This window comes from Streptococcus sp. 343_SSPC (genome assembly GCF_001072385.1).
Classification (GTDB): Bacteria; Bacillota; Bacilli; order Lactobacillales; family Streptococcaceae; genus Streptococcus.
The window spans coordinates 1-13,279 of sequence record NZ_JVKU01000009.1 but is presented as its reverse complement, the minus strand read 5'-3'; the positions used below and the strand labels follow the sequence as shown (position 1 = coordinate 13,279).

Sequence of the window (13,279 nt, the reverse complement as noted above, 5' to 3'; positions counted from 1 at the left end):
AATTTGATACAATAGTAGGCGGTATTGTTTACCCCATTTGTAAGGCCCCGGAACCTTTCAAATAACTTGCGGACCGGAACATCCGCCCTGTAAACAAAAACGATATTCATAATAGGAGAAATCATGAACAAAACTACATTCATGGCTAAACCAGGCCAAGTAGAACGCAAATGGTACGTTGTTGACGCAACTGATGTACCTCTTGGACGCCTTTCAGCAGTTGTTGCAAGCGTGCTTCGCGGAAAAAACAAACCAACATTCACACCTCACACTGATACAGGTGACTTCGTAATCGTTATCAATGCTGAAAAAGTTAAATTGACTGGTAAAAAAGCAACTGATAAGATCTACTACACTCACTCAAACCACCCAGGTGGATTGAAATCAATCTCTGCTGGTGAACTTCGTTCTAAAAATGCAGTTCGTTTGATTGAGAAATCAGTTAAAGGTATGCTTCCACACAATACTCTTGGCCGCGCTCAAGGTATGAAATTGAAAGTATTCGTTGGAGCTGAGCACACTCACGCTGCACAACAACCAGAAGTTCTTGATATTTCAGGACTTATCTAAGGAAAGGAACAATAAAGTATGTCACAAGCACAATATGCAGGTACTGGACGTCGTAAAAACGCTGTTGCACGCGTTCGCCTTGTTCCAGGAACTGGTAAAATCACTGTTAACAAAAAAGATGTTGAAGAGTACATCCCACACGCTGACCTTCGTCTTGTAATCAACCAACCATTCGCAGTTACTTCAACTGCAGGTTCATACGACGTTTTCGTTAACGTTGTAGGTGGTGGTTACGCTGGTCAAGCAGGAGCTATCCGTCACGGTATCGCTCGTGCCCTTCTTCAAGTAGACCCAGACTTCCGCGATTCATTGAAACGCGCAGGACTTCTTACACGTGACTCACGTAAAGTTGAGCGTAAGAAACCAGGTCTTAAGAAAGCTCGTAAAGCATCACAATTTAGTAAACGTTAAAACTTATTTAAACTTATTGAAAGCATTTCGTATCAAAAATACGGGATGCTTTTTCTGTTCACCCCAAATTTTTGTAACTAGGTGATACTTGAAATTAATACAAATTTGGTTGTTTTTGATAAATCTAAGCAACACTACATGATGAAGTGAAAGGGGATGAATCTTTGATAGTATTCACTTATTGTGAAATATGATATATTTATTAATTAGATGGATGAATACTTCTAGAGTTAAATATAGTATAATAGGGACATACTTTTTGGTTTATTTTTGTTTGTAGTCGGATTATGAAAGAATATCCAATATTATGCGATAAGATAGAATGTTACAAAAAAGAAAGGGGATGCAATCCGATGAAGAAAGACAGATTAATTGTATTGACAGATGCTGTTCTAGCAATTATTATGACCATCTTGGTTTTAGAGTTAGAAAAACCAACAACACCAAGTCTTGAAGCTTTTTGGGATTTACGGCAAAATTTCTTTGCTTGTTTTCTTTCCTTTTTCTGGTTGGGATCGTTATGGATGGCACTAAACACATTATGGGAAAAGGTTGAGAAAATTTCCTCAGAAATTATTTGGTGGAATTTGTTTCTACTCTTGGAGCGGCAGGAGTTCTCTTTGGAGAATTTCATGCCATCCAAGATACCAGTCTGAATGATGTGGTGGACCGGATCTATATAAATGTCAAGGATTTACCGTTTCAGTCCTTGGGAGCTTTAGCTAATATCCTGTCTGATATTAAGAAGGGACTGATTCAAGACAGTCATATCTGGTCTTTCTTCCAGTCATTTTTCAAACAATATCAGTTGATAATCAGCTTAAATCAGATCTATCAGTTTGTCTATCTTTCTCTGATGGAGATCATGTCCTATCTTCACTTTGATTATTGGAAAAAAACGGCTCGGTCAGGAGCTAGTATGAATAAGGAGAACAAATGAAACGTTTAAAAATGTTATGGCATATTATGCAGGTTACGGGTTTTACTCGGTTTGCTCTGAGTTTTGTGACCTTTGTTTTTGGGTCAGGAGGCGTGCTTTTCCTAGTTGAACCTGCTATCACAAATTACGGAGACGGTCTTTGGTATGCTTTTGTGACTTCGACGACTGTCGGCTACGGGGATCTCCTAGCTGTGACCTTGATTGGAAGGATTACCAGTGTCTTCTTGACGATTTATGGGCTCATATTTTTTTGCTGTTTATCAGCTGTTATTTTTAATTATTATACCAATTTAAATAAGGAAAGAGGAGAGGACAAATGACTGCCAATTATTCAACACGGGAATACCGTGAGAAATTATACGATGACCTTCATGTTCGATTGAGAGATACAGCGATTTTGATGTGTGCAATTTTTATTGCCTCTATCGGACTAAATATGAATTCAACAGCTGTCATTATAGGAGCCATGTTGATTTCACCTCTCATGACACCGATTGTTGGACTGGGATTCGGTTTAGCTATTTTTGATACGCGTTTAATCAAGCAATCTCTAGAGGTTTTATTGACTCAAGTGTTGGTCAGTTTGCTTGTCTCGACTCTGTATTTCTGGATTTCTCCCTTGTCTTATGCAAGTAGCGAGTTGATTGCACGAACCTCTCCAACCATTTGGGATGTCCTCATTGCTATTGCTGGTGGGATTGCTGGTGTGATCGGTTCAAGGAAAAAAGAAGCAAACAATATCGTGCCAGGAGTAGCCATTGCTACAGCTCTGATGCCGCCTATCTGTACTGCTGGCTATGGTTTAGCTAATGGGAATGTACGATTTTTATTGGGGGCTCTCTATCTTTTCTTGATCAACTGTGTCTTTATCGTGCTAGCCAACATTGTTGGAACAAGAATTTTGATGAGAAAATCTCCTTTAACTTCATTTAAAGAGCTGAGCATTAAAATGAGAATTGGCTTGATATCTTTGATTGTATTGTTGATTCTTCCAGCTAGCTATTCGGCAGTTACTCTGACAATAGAACAAGCGCGCAAAGAAGGGATCAAACAGTTTGTAGGAAAAGAGTTCGCCAATTATACGGTTATTAATCAAGTCTACAAGTCAAGTAACAATGAATTGGTCTTGACGGTTGTTGGAGATCCGATTTCAGAAGAAGAATTAGAAACACTCCACCAAAAACAAGCCTCTTACGGTATTCAATCTGTTCAATTGAAAGTGAATCAAGTTCAGAACTCGCCAACATTAGATAGTGAAGCGACCAAGGAATTTTATGAAAACATTGACAAGTATATTGATCAAAAACTCTCTGAAAAAGATTCACAAAACGATCTCGTAAAAGAAAATGAAGCAGACAAGGATTGAGGACAATGAACTGAATCGGTTTTTACGCCGTGTTTTTCTTGTATCTTCCTCTTTCTTACTTATAGCAGGTTGTTTTTGCTTGAATAAGAAATAAATTAGAAGTTCTATCATCTAAGAAAAATGATGAACAAAAAATCATTTAACTAATGGTGTGAACGTTTAGTGTTTATCAGCTCCATTCTCTGTAATTTTGGGGGTAAAATCCACACCATTCGGATAAAATTAGTTGAATTTGATTGGAAAAAAGCTTTTATAAAAGCGGAGAAAAGTCTTGATATTACGCTGTTTTTAGTCCAACTGAAATTCATACTTTCCAAACCAGGCTTGAAAAAGGCCCGTAAAGCATCACAATTTAGTAAACGTTAATTCGTTACTGGACAGCAGAATACAAACGAAAACACTTTGCATCTTGCAAGGTGTTTTTTTCTATGAGAACTGGCGGTGCGCAATTAGGATAGCTCTAGCGACTTTAGTCGCATAGAGATATGCTATGCACAGTTGCCTCAAGAAAACAATGCTTCTTGGTCCACCCTGTTAGACAAGCTTCAAAACCAAGGAATCCAACAGATTTCTCTTGTAGTTACAGATGGCTTTAAGGGGCTTGAGCAGATTATCAGTCAGGCTCACCCATTAGCTAAACAACAATGTTGCTTAATTCATATTAGTCGAAATCTAGCTAGTAAAGTGAAACGAGCAGATAGAGCGGTTATTCTGGGGCAATTTATAATGATTTATCGTGCTGAAAATTTAGAAATGGCAGGACAAGCTTTAGAGGACTTTCTCGCCGAATGGAAACCAAAGTATAGGAAAGTCATGGAAAGTCTGGAGAAGACGGATAATCTTTTAACTTTTTATCAGTTTCCCTACCAGATTTGGCACAGCATGTATTCGACAAACCTCATTGAGTCTCTTAACAAAGAAATCAAACATCAAACGAAAAAGAAGGTTCTTTTTCCTAATGAGGAGGCTCTGGAACGTTACTTAGTTACGTTGTTTGAAGATTATAATTTCAAGCAAAGTCAACGAATCCATAAAGGGTTTGGTCAATGTTCTGATACACTTGAAAGCTTATTTAATTAACACTCCGTAACTCTACTTAAGTGTTTACACATAATTATTTACAGTATCAAAAAATAAAGTATATTGTTTTCATCATAATATAATTAAATATCAGTATAGAGAATTTTATCTATATATCAGATATCAGCAATTGCTTTTGCTGTCATTTTTCGCTACAATAGTTACAAGGAGGAAATAAACATGTTAAAAGAAGTATTAAACGTCGCAAAAGTTGCGAAAAAATCATCTCTCTTCTTAGGAGGGGTAGCATTTGGGACGCTTGGCTTGAAAGTCTTAGCAAGTAAAGAAGCTAAGAAAGGCTATTCTAAGGCCTTGGCTAAAGCTTACAAATTGAAAGATGGACTGGATGCATCTGTTTCTGTTGTAAAACAACACGGTGATGATGTTTTACAAGACGCTAAATATTTATACGAACAGGAAAAGAAAGAAGAACAATTAGATAGCCTGACAGGTGAATAATATGTCTTTTAAAGTGCTACACAGAGGATATCAACATATCCGATTATCGTCCTCGTTTTCACTGACCTTGGATATTCAAGATTATCTTCGTTCCTTGGCTAAAGATGAAAAAGGGATCGACTCTATTCAGTTTTATATGGATCAGCAGCACTTTACTCTACGTATGAAAGAAGGCTTCTCTGTATTAGAAAATGCAGAGGCCTTTTTAAAAAAAATTGACAAGGGGAAAGTTTCGGACTTGATGACTCTTCCCATTCGTAGAGAAGAGAGTGCTTATTCAATTGTATCGGGTGCAGCGATTAAGCGTTTGCTGTTTCGAAGTTTTGTACCCTACCCTATTCGTTATATTTGGACTTGTTATCAGGCTTTGGGTTATGTCAAAGAAGCCTATCAAACTTTAGCGCGCAAGGAACTAACCATGGAGGTCTTGGACTGTTCGGCCATTTTGTTGTCCTTGTTTATGAACCAATCCAAGACAGCTAGCAACATCATGTTTATGCTTGATTTGGGTAATCATCTGGATCAGTGGTCTTTAAAAAAAACAGCAACAGATTTGGAACAAAGCCTTCTTGCTAAAGAAAGTGATGTTTTCTTAGTGCGGGGAGACATGGTCATCAGCATCAAGAGTTCTGATGTTCAAGTAGGTGATGTATTAGTTGTCTCCCAAGGTAATGAAATCTTGTTTGACGGCCAAGTGGTTTCAGGATTAGGCATGGTCAATGAGAGTTCCTTGACTGGAGAGAGCTTCCCTGTTGAAAAGAAAGAGGGAGATTCTGTATGTGCGAATACTGTTTTGGAAACAGGAGAGTTAAGAATTCGTGTGACTGATAATCAGATAAACAGTCGTATTTTGCAACTCATCAATCTGATGAAAAAATCTGAAGAGAGTAAGAAGACAAAACAACGTCATTTTATTAGGATGGCAGACAAGGTTGTAAAATATAACTTCTTAGGTGCTGGTTTGACTTATCTGTTAACAGGTTCGTTTTCAAAAGCCATTTCCTTTTTATTGGTGGATTTTTCATGTGCTCTAAAAATATCCACACCTGTAGCCTACCTTACGGCCATAAAGGAAGGTCTAAATCGAGAAATGGTTATTAAAGATGGTGATGTATTAGAAAAATATCTGGAAGTGGATACTTTCTTGTTTGATAAAACGGGTACCATCACGACGAGTTATCCTTTGGTTGAAAAGGTTCTTCCTTTCGGAGATTATACTGAGAAAGATATTTTAAGAATAAGTGCATGTTTGGAGGAACATATCTATCATCCTATTGCCAATGCAATTGTTAAACAAGCTGAAATTGAAGGCATTGAACACGAAGAAATGCATGGCAAGCTTCAGTATGTTGCAAGCAAAGGGATTAAATCGCAAATTGATGGTCAATCGGTTGTCATTGGAAATTATGTACTAATGCAAGACGAACAGGTAAGAATTAGTTCTGAGCAGCTGGCCTTGATTGAGCAATATAAGACTCATTACAATTTATTGTTTTTGGCTTATAAGAAAGAATTAATTGGGATGTTTTGTATCCACACTCCCTTGAGAAGCGAGGCGAAAGTTGCATTGAAAAAGCTAAAGCGCCAAGGGAAAAAACTGATTCTGGCAACTGGTGATACGTTGGCTAGAACAGAAGAGTTGGTTAAAGATCTGACATTTGACAACGTTTATACTGATTTAAAACCAGATGGTAAGTTTCAGTTGGTTCAGGAATTACAGAAAGCTGGCCGAACTATTTTGATGGTTGGAGACGGGTTAAACGACTCTGCTGCCTTGACGCTTGCAGATATTGGGGTTGTGATGAATGAAAGTGCTGATATTTCTAAGCAGATGAGTGATATTTTATTATTAGATAATCGTTTAGATTTCTTCGAGGAATTGAATTCTTTATCTGAATCGTTGCAGAAATTAATTCAAAGAAATATTCAAGAAACAGTTGTAATAAATGGAAGTTTAATTGGATTTGGGTTGTTAAATTGGTTAAGCCCATCTAATCTTTCGATATTGCACAATCTGACTACTTTAAGAATCGTCCTTCGTAGTCTTTCTATTAAAAGTAGGTAAGAGACCGAGAAGCTGAGGTTATAAAAACTAAAAGGAGTTGTCTCATTTGAGAATAACGGTTCTTTGTCAACTGTAGTGGGTTGGTGGAAAATTATACCCTGGAGAGGACCAAATTGGTTCTCTCCTTTTAAATATTGAAAAAACCATTGGCAGTGGACATACTTTAAGACTATATATTTCTGAAACTAGTTTCACAATACAAATATTGACATGCAATTATTAATTGGTGGATTTTAAGTTGACATCTACAAAGGTTAATGTTAGAATACATTCAAAAATATATTTGAATGAGGTGTTTTATGATTCAAAATATTGTTACTTCAATAATCCTGTATTCTGGGACAGCCGTAGACTTACTTATTATCCTAATGTTATTTTTTGCCAAAAGAAAAAGCAGAAAGGACATCATTAACATCTATTTAGGACAATTTCTAGGCTCTGTTAGTCTAATATTCCTAAGTTTGCTTTTTGCATTTGTCTTAAATTATATTCCTAGTAAAGAGATTTTAGGTTTACTCGGTTTGATTCCAATTTTCCTAGGCCTCAAAGTTTTGCTTTTAGGAGATTCTGATGGAGAAGCTATTGCAAAAGATGGTTTGCGAAAAGACAATAAAAACCTGATTTTTCTAGTCGCTATGATTACTTTTGCAAGTTGTGGCGCTGACAATATTGGTGTCTTTGTCCCATATTTTACCACCTTAAATTTAGCGAATTTGATAGTGACTTTACTTACTTTTCTAGTCATGATTTATCTCTTGGTTTTTTCTGCCCAAAAATTAGCACAAGTCCCTTCTGTTGGAGAAACTTTGGAAAAATATAGCAGATGGTTTATTGCCGTTGTCTATTTAGGATTGGGGATGTATATCCTGATTGAAAACAACAGCTTTGACATGCTATGGGCTGTGTTAGGCTAGGAGAAAAAAATATGAAAAAAGATAGTATCTGTCAAGTGGATGTTATAAATCAACAAAATGTTACAACCGCAACGAACTACCTTGAAAAGGAAAAAGTCCAAAAATCACTTCGCATTTTATCAAAATTTACCGATAATAAACAGATAAATATCATCTTTTATCTCCTTGCCGTCGAAGAACTCTGTGTCTGTGATATAGCCTGTTTACTAAATCTCAGTATGGCATCTGCCTCCCACCATCTTCGTAAACTAGCCAATCAAAACATCTTGGACACTAGAAGAGAGGGGAAAATTATATATTATTTTATAAAAGATGAGGAAATCAGAGATTTTTTTAATCAACTAGGATAACAACTATTTTTACTACTTTTCCATGATTATAGGGAGATTATATATGAAATTTTTTGATGAAAATTACTCATAAGAAATACCTACTCGTATCAAATGTTTAAGAAAAAAGTATAATTTAAAGCAAAGCGACCTAGGTAATGCAGGTCAAGTTAGCCAAGTTGAAAAGGGAGGAATTTGAAAGAATTTGTATCTTTTATTTTTTGTTTCATTTATGCCCTATGCTACTGGAATAGTTAGTAGTCATTTCATGAATCATACGGCACAGCTCTTTTATGGACTGATTGTTATTGTTTCAACGGTAGCAAACTGGTTTTTACATAAAGTAATTGATAAACCCAATATAGATCAGAAAGAATTACTTGAAGCTACCGCACAATATAGGAAGTTATTGATACCTGACCTAATAATTAAAGGAGTGGGATTGATTCTATCTTTAATTGTCTATCCTCCGATTATGATGTATAGTGTTTTAATTGCGGCATTTTACATCATAACTTTAAAAACACTATCCGAAAAAAGAGTGAATAACTAAAAAACGGTGACCAAAGTTAGGTGTATTATTTTAATGCTTAGAGACCTAACCTATTCCCCTATTTAAAAAATATTGATTCAAATTTTATGAAATTAATCAGTAGATATTGTTCAGAAAATCCTTGATATTACGCTGTTTTTAGTCCAACTGAAATCCATACTTTCCAAACCAGGTCTTAAGAAAGCTCGTAAAGCATCACAATTCTCAAAACGTTAATCAACACGATTATATCAACGTTTACAGACATTCAAGAATTTTCTCTTGGATGTCTTTTTATTTGAAAAAAAGCAGTAAAAAAGCGCAAAAAATCACTTCCTGTGCTATACTGTAATTGAAAATTTTTTAATTTAAGCGTTAGAACTGTTTCCCCAGTCCTAGCGCCTTTTCTTTTTGATAAGTTTGCTTGGTGGAGAGTAGTTTGTAAATGATTCTAAGAATCTTATGAGCACAAGCAACGACGGCTTTCATCTTGCTTCCTCTTTGGGAAATTCGATTGTAAAAAGAAGAAAAAGCTGGATCCTTAGAATGTGCTGCAATTAATCCCGACATGGTCAAAGCCTGTTTGATATATCGATTTCCTTGCGTGATATGTGAGGATTTTTTAATGCCGGCACTTTCATAAGACCCTGGGCAGAGTCCAGCCCATGATGCTAAATGTGCATCGGATGGAAATGCTGTAATAGTTGGTCCAATCTCAGCTAGAATAGTGGCAGCACAGTTTTCATTCACACCAGGAATGGTTTGAAGTATCCTATTTTCCTCAGGGGAACTCCTTTTCGATGTAGTGTTGAATCTCATCGGTCAGTTTTTCAATGAGTTCCTGATACATCTGATATTCCTCTAAGCTCTGGTCTAATAGGAAGCGGTCTTCTAGTGACAACTTACCTTCCATCGCTTCAACGAGTTTCTCTTGACTTGCTTTCACTCGCTTCTGTATACAGAGGATAACAGATTCTACATCAATTGTTTCTCCGTTAATGAATAATTTTAAAAGTGCATGCCCCGTCTTAGAAAAAATATCAGAAAGACAACTGGTTAGCTTGATATTGGCTCGTTGTAAGAGATTGTGAATTTCATTTTTGACTTGAGTTTGACGTTGTTTATAAGAACGCAAGCGACGAGTTAATAAACGAAGCTGTACCACTTCAGGGGCAGGGATATAGGAAGGTTCAATTAGTCCACAACGGCCGAGTTGAGCAATCCATTCAGCGTCCTTCACGTCTGTCTTACGACCAGGTACATTCTTGATATGTTGAGGATTGGCAAGTACTAAGACGAGATCAGAATCTGAAAATATATTAAAGAGCGGGAGCCAATATTGCCCAGTACTTTCAAAAAAGACATGTGTTACATGGTTTTCTACCATCCAAGCTAAGGCATTTTGAAGAGCTACAGTAGTTGTCCCAAATTTTTTCTGAATTTTCTTTGGCTTATTGGTATCTAGTGGACCATCTAGAATACAACAAACGATAGACTTTTGATGGACATCAATTCCACAACAAGTTTCAATCATGACTTCCATTATAAAAACCTCCTGTTAACTATTTGAACAATAGAACAAGAGGCTACTAGTAATTTTATTTTCATGCTCAAGGCATATTCGAGTTATCTCATGACTCTTGTTCATCCAGTTTTTTGTACAGACTAGGAAAAGCCCTATTAAAGACCACGGATTTGTATTGTTCACCTTCATTATAAGCCGAACTTTCTTTTCTGTCATGAGTTAGCAGGCTAAGCCTGCTTAGAGTTTTTTGTTCAAAAAACTAAAGTTCACCACAAAGTTCACCCTATTGCTTTTTGAGACTTCTAAAGGCTATTTCTCCTGCTGTTTGATTTACTTTTTCCGTAGTATTGACATAAGTCTTCGTTATTTGGATGTCACTATGAGTAAGTGCTTCTGAAATAGCATTTAATGATGTTCCAGCCCGTCTTGCCACCAACTACATCCAAAACTTGGGACATACTACAATTCCAATTTTTATTTGTCAGCATTTTTTTCCTTACAAAAATGTGCCTACTATTCAGGTAGTTTGTAAAGTATTATAATCTATTTATCATTAATTTTAAGGGAGTCGCTTATGTTTATTGTAAATCTTACCTATATCAAACCCCTCGATACAGTTGAAAAATTCTTAGAAAAATAAAAGTAATTACCAGTAGGGGATGGTACCCTGGCTTCGTCTTTCCTTGAGCATAGCTCAACCTCCAAAATATAATCTAAAAAAAAATTTGATTAGCAAACTATCTTTTTTGTATAGTATCGCATAAATGCTTGACAAATAGCAAGAATGTGTTAGAATATGAATGAATATACAGACTTATTCATTCATAAAAGAGGCATAGAAATGGATAAAAAAAATGAGCTGTTGGCTGCGGCTAGGGAAGTATTTGCAGAAAAAGGCTATAAGGCAGCTGGAATTTCTGATATTGCTAAGAAGAGCCGTATGGCTGTCGGATCCTTTTACAAGTATTATGAGTCCAAGGAAGCTATCTTCTTGGAGGTTTATGTAGCTGAAAATAGCCGTATACGTGAGGGAATCATACAACGCGTAGACTGGCAGGGCGAGCCCGAGACAATCGTTGAACAGCTTTTTGCAGTCACTTTTGAATTGATTTCACCCAATAAAATTCTGGCTGAGTGGAACAAGCCAGGCATTTCTCAGATTCTGCACGATTACTATAATCAGGATTCCGGACGAGCATCCAATGCTTTTCATCAGTTTCTGATTCAGACCTTCAGCCAGCGCTTGCAGGAAGAGGGCTTTTCGCAGGAGAAAATAGCTGAGATCATGAAGGTTTATGACTTGATTTATTACATAGACATGCATGTCACAGAGCAGGATTTTTCAGGCTACTTCGATAGTCTTGAGACTTTAGTGAAATATTTTGTTAAGGGAATTTTTTCCAAATAGAGGAAATTCCTTTTCTTAGAAGCAGATATGAATGAATTTATATAACCATTCATTCACGAACAAAGGAGGTGATGGCTTATTTAGTGCGAATAGGAATGGGAAGAAATGTGATTGCATAAGTATAAAGTGAATTATTTTTTAGAAAGATTTGAATGAATATTTGGAAGCGTTCATTCAAAAATAGAAAGTGAGGAAAAGAATGAATAAGCAAGGAGGATTTGCTATGAGTGGAATAGCTATTTTGGGTATCTGTCTGGTCGCAATTGGTCTTTTGACCATTGGCTACGGCGGTGTGACAGTTGGTTTTAGTTTAAGTGTGGATTTTCAGTCATTTTTAGTCGGAGGTCTCATCATTGTCCTAATCGGAGCAGCTTTGATTCCGGGCTTGCCGGCAGTTGCTAAGCTGACAGCACTGGCTTTGACAACTTTGTCATTGCTGATTTACATTCACATAATGCCAGATTTAGAGTTTATGCTTATGCTCATCTCTGATGTTGTGGTTTTAGGCTTTGCGGCTTGGTTTGCTATCCTTTTTTTAAGAAAGTAGGTGATGAAGATGATTGTAGTTTATGATTCAAATACTGGTATTGGAAAACGATTTGCAGAATCACTAGGCTATCCGACCCAGAGTATCAAGGAGAAACTGGAAGAGCCCTGTATTCTCATTACTCGAAATGCTGGTGCTGGGAAAATTCCGTGGTCTACCAAACGCTTTATCAAGAAACATCCTGGGCTGATTAAAGGTTTTGTTAACAATGGTGACTCTGTTAAACACGGCCGGACCTTCTGCGGAGCGACTGCCTTGATTATCGAAAAATATGGGCTCCAGCATATCTGCGATATTGACCAAGGCGGTAGTTCAGAAGATGTCAAGACTGTGCAGGCATTTTTGGCGGAGTGCTAGTCTCATCAAGTTTTGTATAAATGGAGGACTCGTATGTCTAGGTTCAAGAAAATTGGGAGCTTGTTTCTGGCTCTGATTTCTGTCTTTATCCTAACGGCCTGCGGGCATGTACAGAAAGATCCTGACACTTCAGATAAGACGGAAAGAAATTCTTCCAAACAAGAAGAAGTAGATCAGAATCAGGTAGACGCAACTTCCAGTGCGTCACAGAAAGATTGACTTTTTTCTCAAGTAGGATTAAATGATTCGGGGACTCTTATTGTACCAGATAAAGTTATTAAAGAATTGAACGAAGACTTTACAACTTATGTGGTTAAATATAAAGAAAATATTGATAAAAGAAAAATTGAAACATTGTTTGTAAGATTAGGTTATAAGTGTTTATTTCCAACGAAAATGAAGTTTGAATGCTTAATTTAATAGGCTTTTATAGATATTTGATTTTTGTTACCCAAAACTAGGAACTCTGATATAATAAGCTTCGTAGCTGTATTATTTTAATACTAACAAAACTAAACTATTCCCCTATTTAAGACATATTGATTCAAATTTTATGAAATGAATCAGTAGATATCGTTCTGAAAAGACTTGGTATTACGCTATTTTTAGGCCAACTGAAACTCATACTTTCCAAACCAGACTTGAAAAAGGCCCGTAAAGCCTCACAATTTAGTAAACGTTAAAACTTATTTACAGTTATTGAAAGAGAGTGAGACAGAAATCGGTAATTCGTTAGAATTCGATTTCGTCGTCCCACCTCCGCACAGTTGAGTAGG

17 protein-coding genes and 2 pseudogenes are annotated in these 13,279 nt (G+C 36.6%); 16 read left to right on the top strand and 3 right to left on the bottom strand.

The features are described 5' to 3' along the window. The first annotated feature begins 123 nt into the window (after positions 1-123). The 12 genes and pseudogenes from rplM (at position 124) to ADH27_RS01430 (ending at position 8,687) form a co-directional block, all read left to right on the top strand. On the top strand, positions 124-570 hold the full coding sequence (gene rplM / locus ADH27_RS01485) for a 50S ribosomal protein L13 (RefSeq protein ID WP_002876943.1): 447 nt from the start codon (positions 124-126) through the stop codon (positions 568-570). Between the two features lie 18 nt (positions 571-588). Continuing rightward, positions 589-981, top strand: coding sequence for a 30S ribosomal protein S9 (gene rpsI / locus ADH27_RS01480; RefSeq protein WP_002893764.1), 393 nt, complete (start codon positions 589-591; stop codon positions 979-981). Positions 982-1,334: 353 nt separating this feature from the next. Beyond that, positions 1,335-1,637, top strand: coding sequence for a TMEM175 family protein (locus ADH27_RS09815; protein ID WP_006151097.1), 303 nt, complete (start codon positions 1,335-1,337; stop codon positions 1,635-1,637). Continuing rightward, positions 1,562-1,921 carry a hypothetical protein gene (locus tag ADH27_RS01475; RefSeq protein WP_000397555.1) on the top strand — a complete coding sequence of 120 codons (360 nt, stop codon included), beginning with the start codon at positions 1,562-1,564 and terminating at the stop codon, positions 1,919-1,921. Before ADH27_RS09815 ends, ADH27_RS01475 begins: the two co-directional genes overlap by 76 nt. Continuing rightward, positions 1,918-2,241: a potassium channel family protein gene (locus ADH27_RS01470; RefSeq protein WP_048715140.1), complete on the top strand. Its 324-nt coding sequence runs from the start codon at positions 1,918-1,920 to the stop codon at positions 2,239-2,241. The genes ADH27_RS01475 and ADH27_RS01470 overlap by 4 nt, the downstream gene beginning before the upstream one ends. Then, positions 2,238-3,287, top strand: a complete 1,050-nt coding sequence (locus ADH27_RS01465; RefSeq protein ID WP_048715138.1) for a DUF389 domain-containing protein — start codon at positions 2,238-2,240, stop codon at positions 3,285-3,287. Before ADH27_RS01470 ends, ADH27_RS01465 begins: the two co-directional genes overlap by 4 nt. A gap of 489 nt (positions 3,288-3,776) precedes the next feature. Beyond that, positions 3,777-4,367, top strand: a pseudogene (locus tag ADH27_RS01455) (IS256 family transposase); the annotation flags it as partial. 180 nt (positions 4,368-4,547) lie between these two features. Then, complete coding sequence (locus ADH27_RS01450; protein WP_002893755.1) at positions 4,548-4,826, top strand: DUF6110 family protein; 279 nt, start codon at positions 4,548-4,550, stop codon at positions 4,824-4,826. Between the two features lies 1 nt (position 4,827). Then, the gene (locus ADH27_RS01445) at positions 4,828-6,891 is read left to right on the top strand and encodes a heavy metal translocating P-type ATPase (protein WP_048715137.1); all 2,064 of its coding nucleotides are present in this window, start codon (positions 4,828-4,830) and stop codon (positions 6,889-6,891) included. Positions 6,892-7,190: 299 nt separating this feature from the next. Further along, entirely contained in the window at positions 7,191-7,805 is a 615-nt protein-coding gene (locus ADH27_RS01440) for a CadD family cadmium resistance transporter (RefSeq protein ID WP_002911684.1), read from the top strand. Between the two features lie 11 nt (positions 7,806-7,816). Further along, positions 7,817-8,155 carry a Cd(II)/Zn(II)-sensing metalloregulatory transcriptional regulator CadX gene (gene cadX, locus ADH27_RS01435; protein ID WP_000711078.1) on the top strand — a complete coding sequence of 113 codons (339 nt, stop codon included), beginning with the start codon at positions 7,817-7,819 and terminating at the stop codon, positions 8,153-8,155. 247 nt (positions 8,156-8,402) lie between these two features. Beyond that, positions 8,403-8,687, top strand: coding sequence for a hypothetical protein (locus ADH27_RS01430; RefSeq protein WP_225915803.1), 285 nt, complete (start codon positions 8,403-8,405; stop codon positions 8,685-8,687). A gap of 354 nt (positions 8,688-9,041) precedes the next feature. Here the strand turns inward: ADH27_RS01430 and ADH27_RS01425 are convergent, their stop codons facing one another. The 3 genes and pseudogenes from ADH27_RS01425 to ADH27_RS10520 all read right to left on the bottom strand — a co-directional run. Then, positions 9,042-9,485, bottom strand: a complete 444-nt coding sequence (locus tag ADH27_RS01425) for a transposase (protein WP_082160963.1) — start codon at positions 9,483-9,485, stop codon at positions 9,042-9,044. Then, positions 9,448-10,209, bottom strand: coding sequence for an IS110 family transposase (locus ADH27_RS01420; protein WP_048715134.1), 762 nt, complete (start codon positions 10,207-10,209; stop codon positions 9,448-9,450). The genes ADH27_RS01425 and ADH27_RS01420 overlap by 38 nt, the downstream gene beginning before the upstream one ends. 265 nt (positions 10,210-10,474) lie before the next feature. Then, positions 10,475-10,624, bottom strand: a pseudogene (locus ADH27_RS10520) (site-specific integrase); the annotation flags it as partial. A 363-nt stretch (positions 10,625-10,987) separates the two neighbouring features. Here ADH27_RS10520 and ADH27_RS01415 point away from each other — a divergent pair. The 4 genes from ADH27_RS01415 (at position 10,988) to ADH27_RS01400 (ending at position 12,722) form a co-directional block, all read left to right on the top strand. Further along, positions 10,988-11,599, top strand: a complete 612-nt coding sequence (locus tag ADH27_RS01415) for a TetR/AcrR family transcriptional regulator (RefSeq protein WP_152904093.1) — start codon at positions 10,988-10,990, stop codon at positions 11,597-11,599. Between the two features lie 199 nt (positions 11,600-11,798). Continuing rightward, positions 11,799-12,146, top strand: a complete 348-nt coding sequence (locus ADH27_RS01410) for a hypothetical protein (protein WP_048715133.1) — start codon at positions 11,799-11,801, stop codon at positions 12,144-12,146. Beyond that, positions 12,147-12,503, top strand: coding sequence for a class Ib ribonucleoside-diphosphate reductase assembly flavoprotein NrdI (locus tag ADH27_RS01405; protein ID WP_182322084.1), 357 nt, complete (start codon positions 12,147-12,149; stop codon positions 12,501-12,503). It abuts the gene before it with no gap. A 33-nt stretch (positions 12,504-12,536) separates the two neighbouring features. Further along, positions 12,537-12,722, top strand: a complete 186-nt coding sequence (locus ADH27_RS01400) for a hypothetical protein (RefSeq protein ID WP_045773562.1) — start codon at positions 12,537-12,539, stop codon at positions 12,720-12,722. Positions 12,723-13,279: the final 557 nt, after the last annotated feature.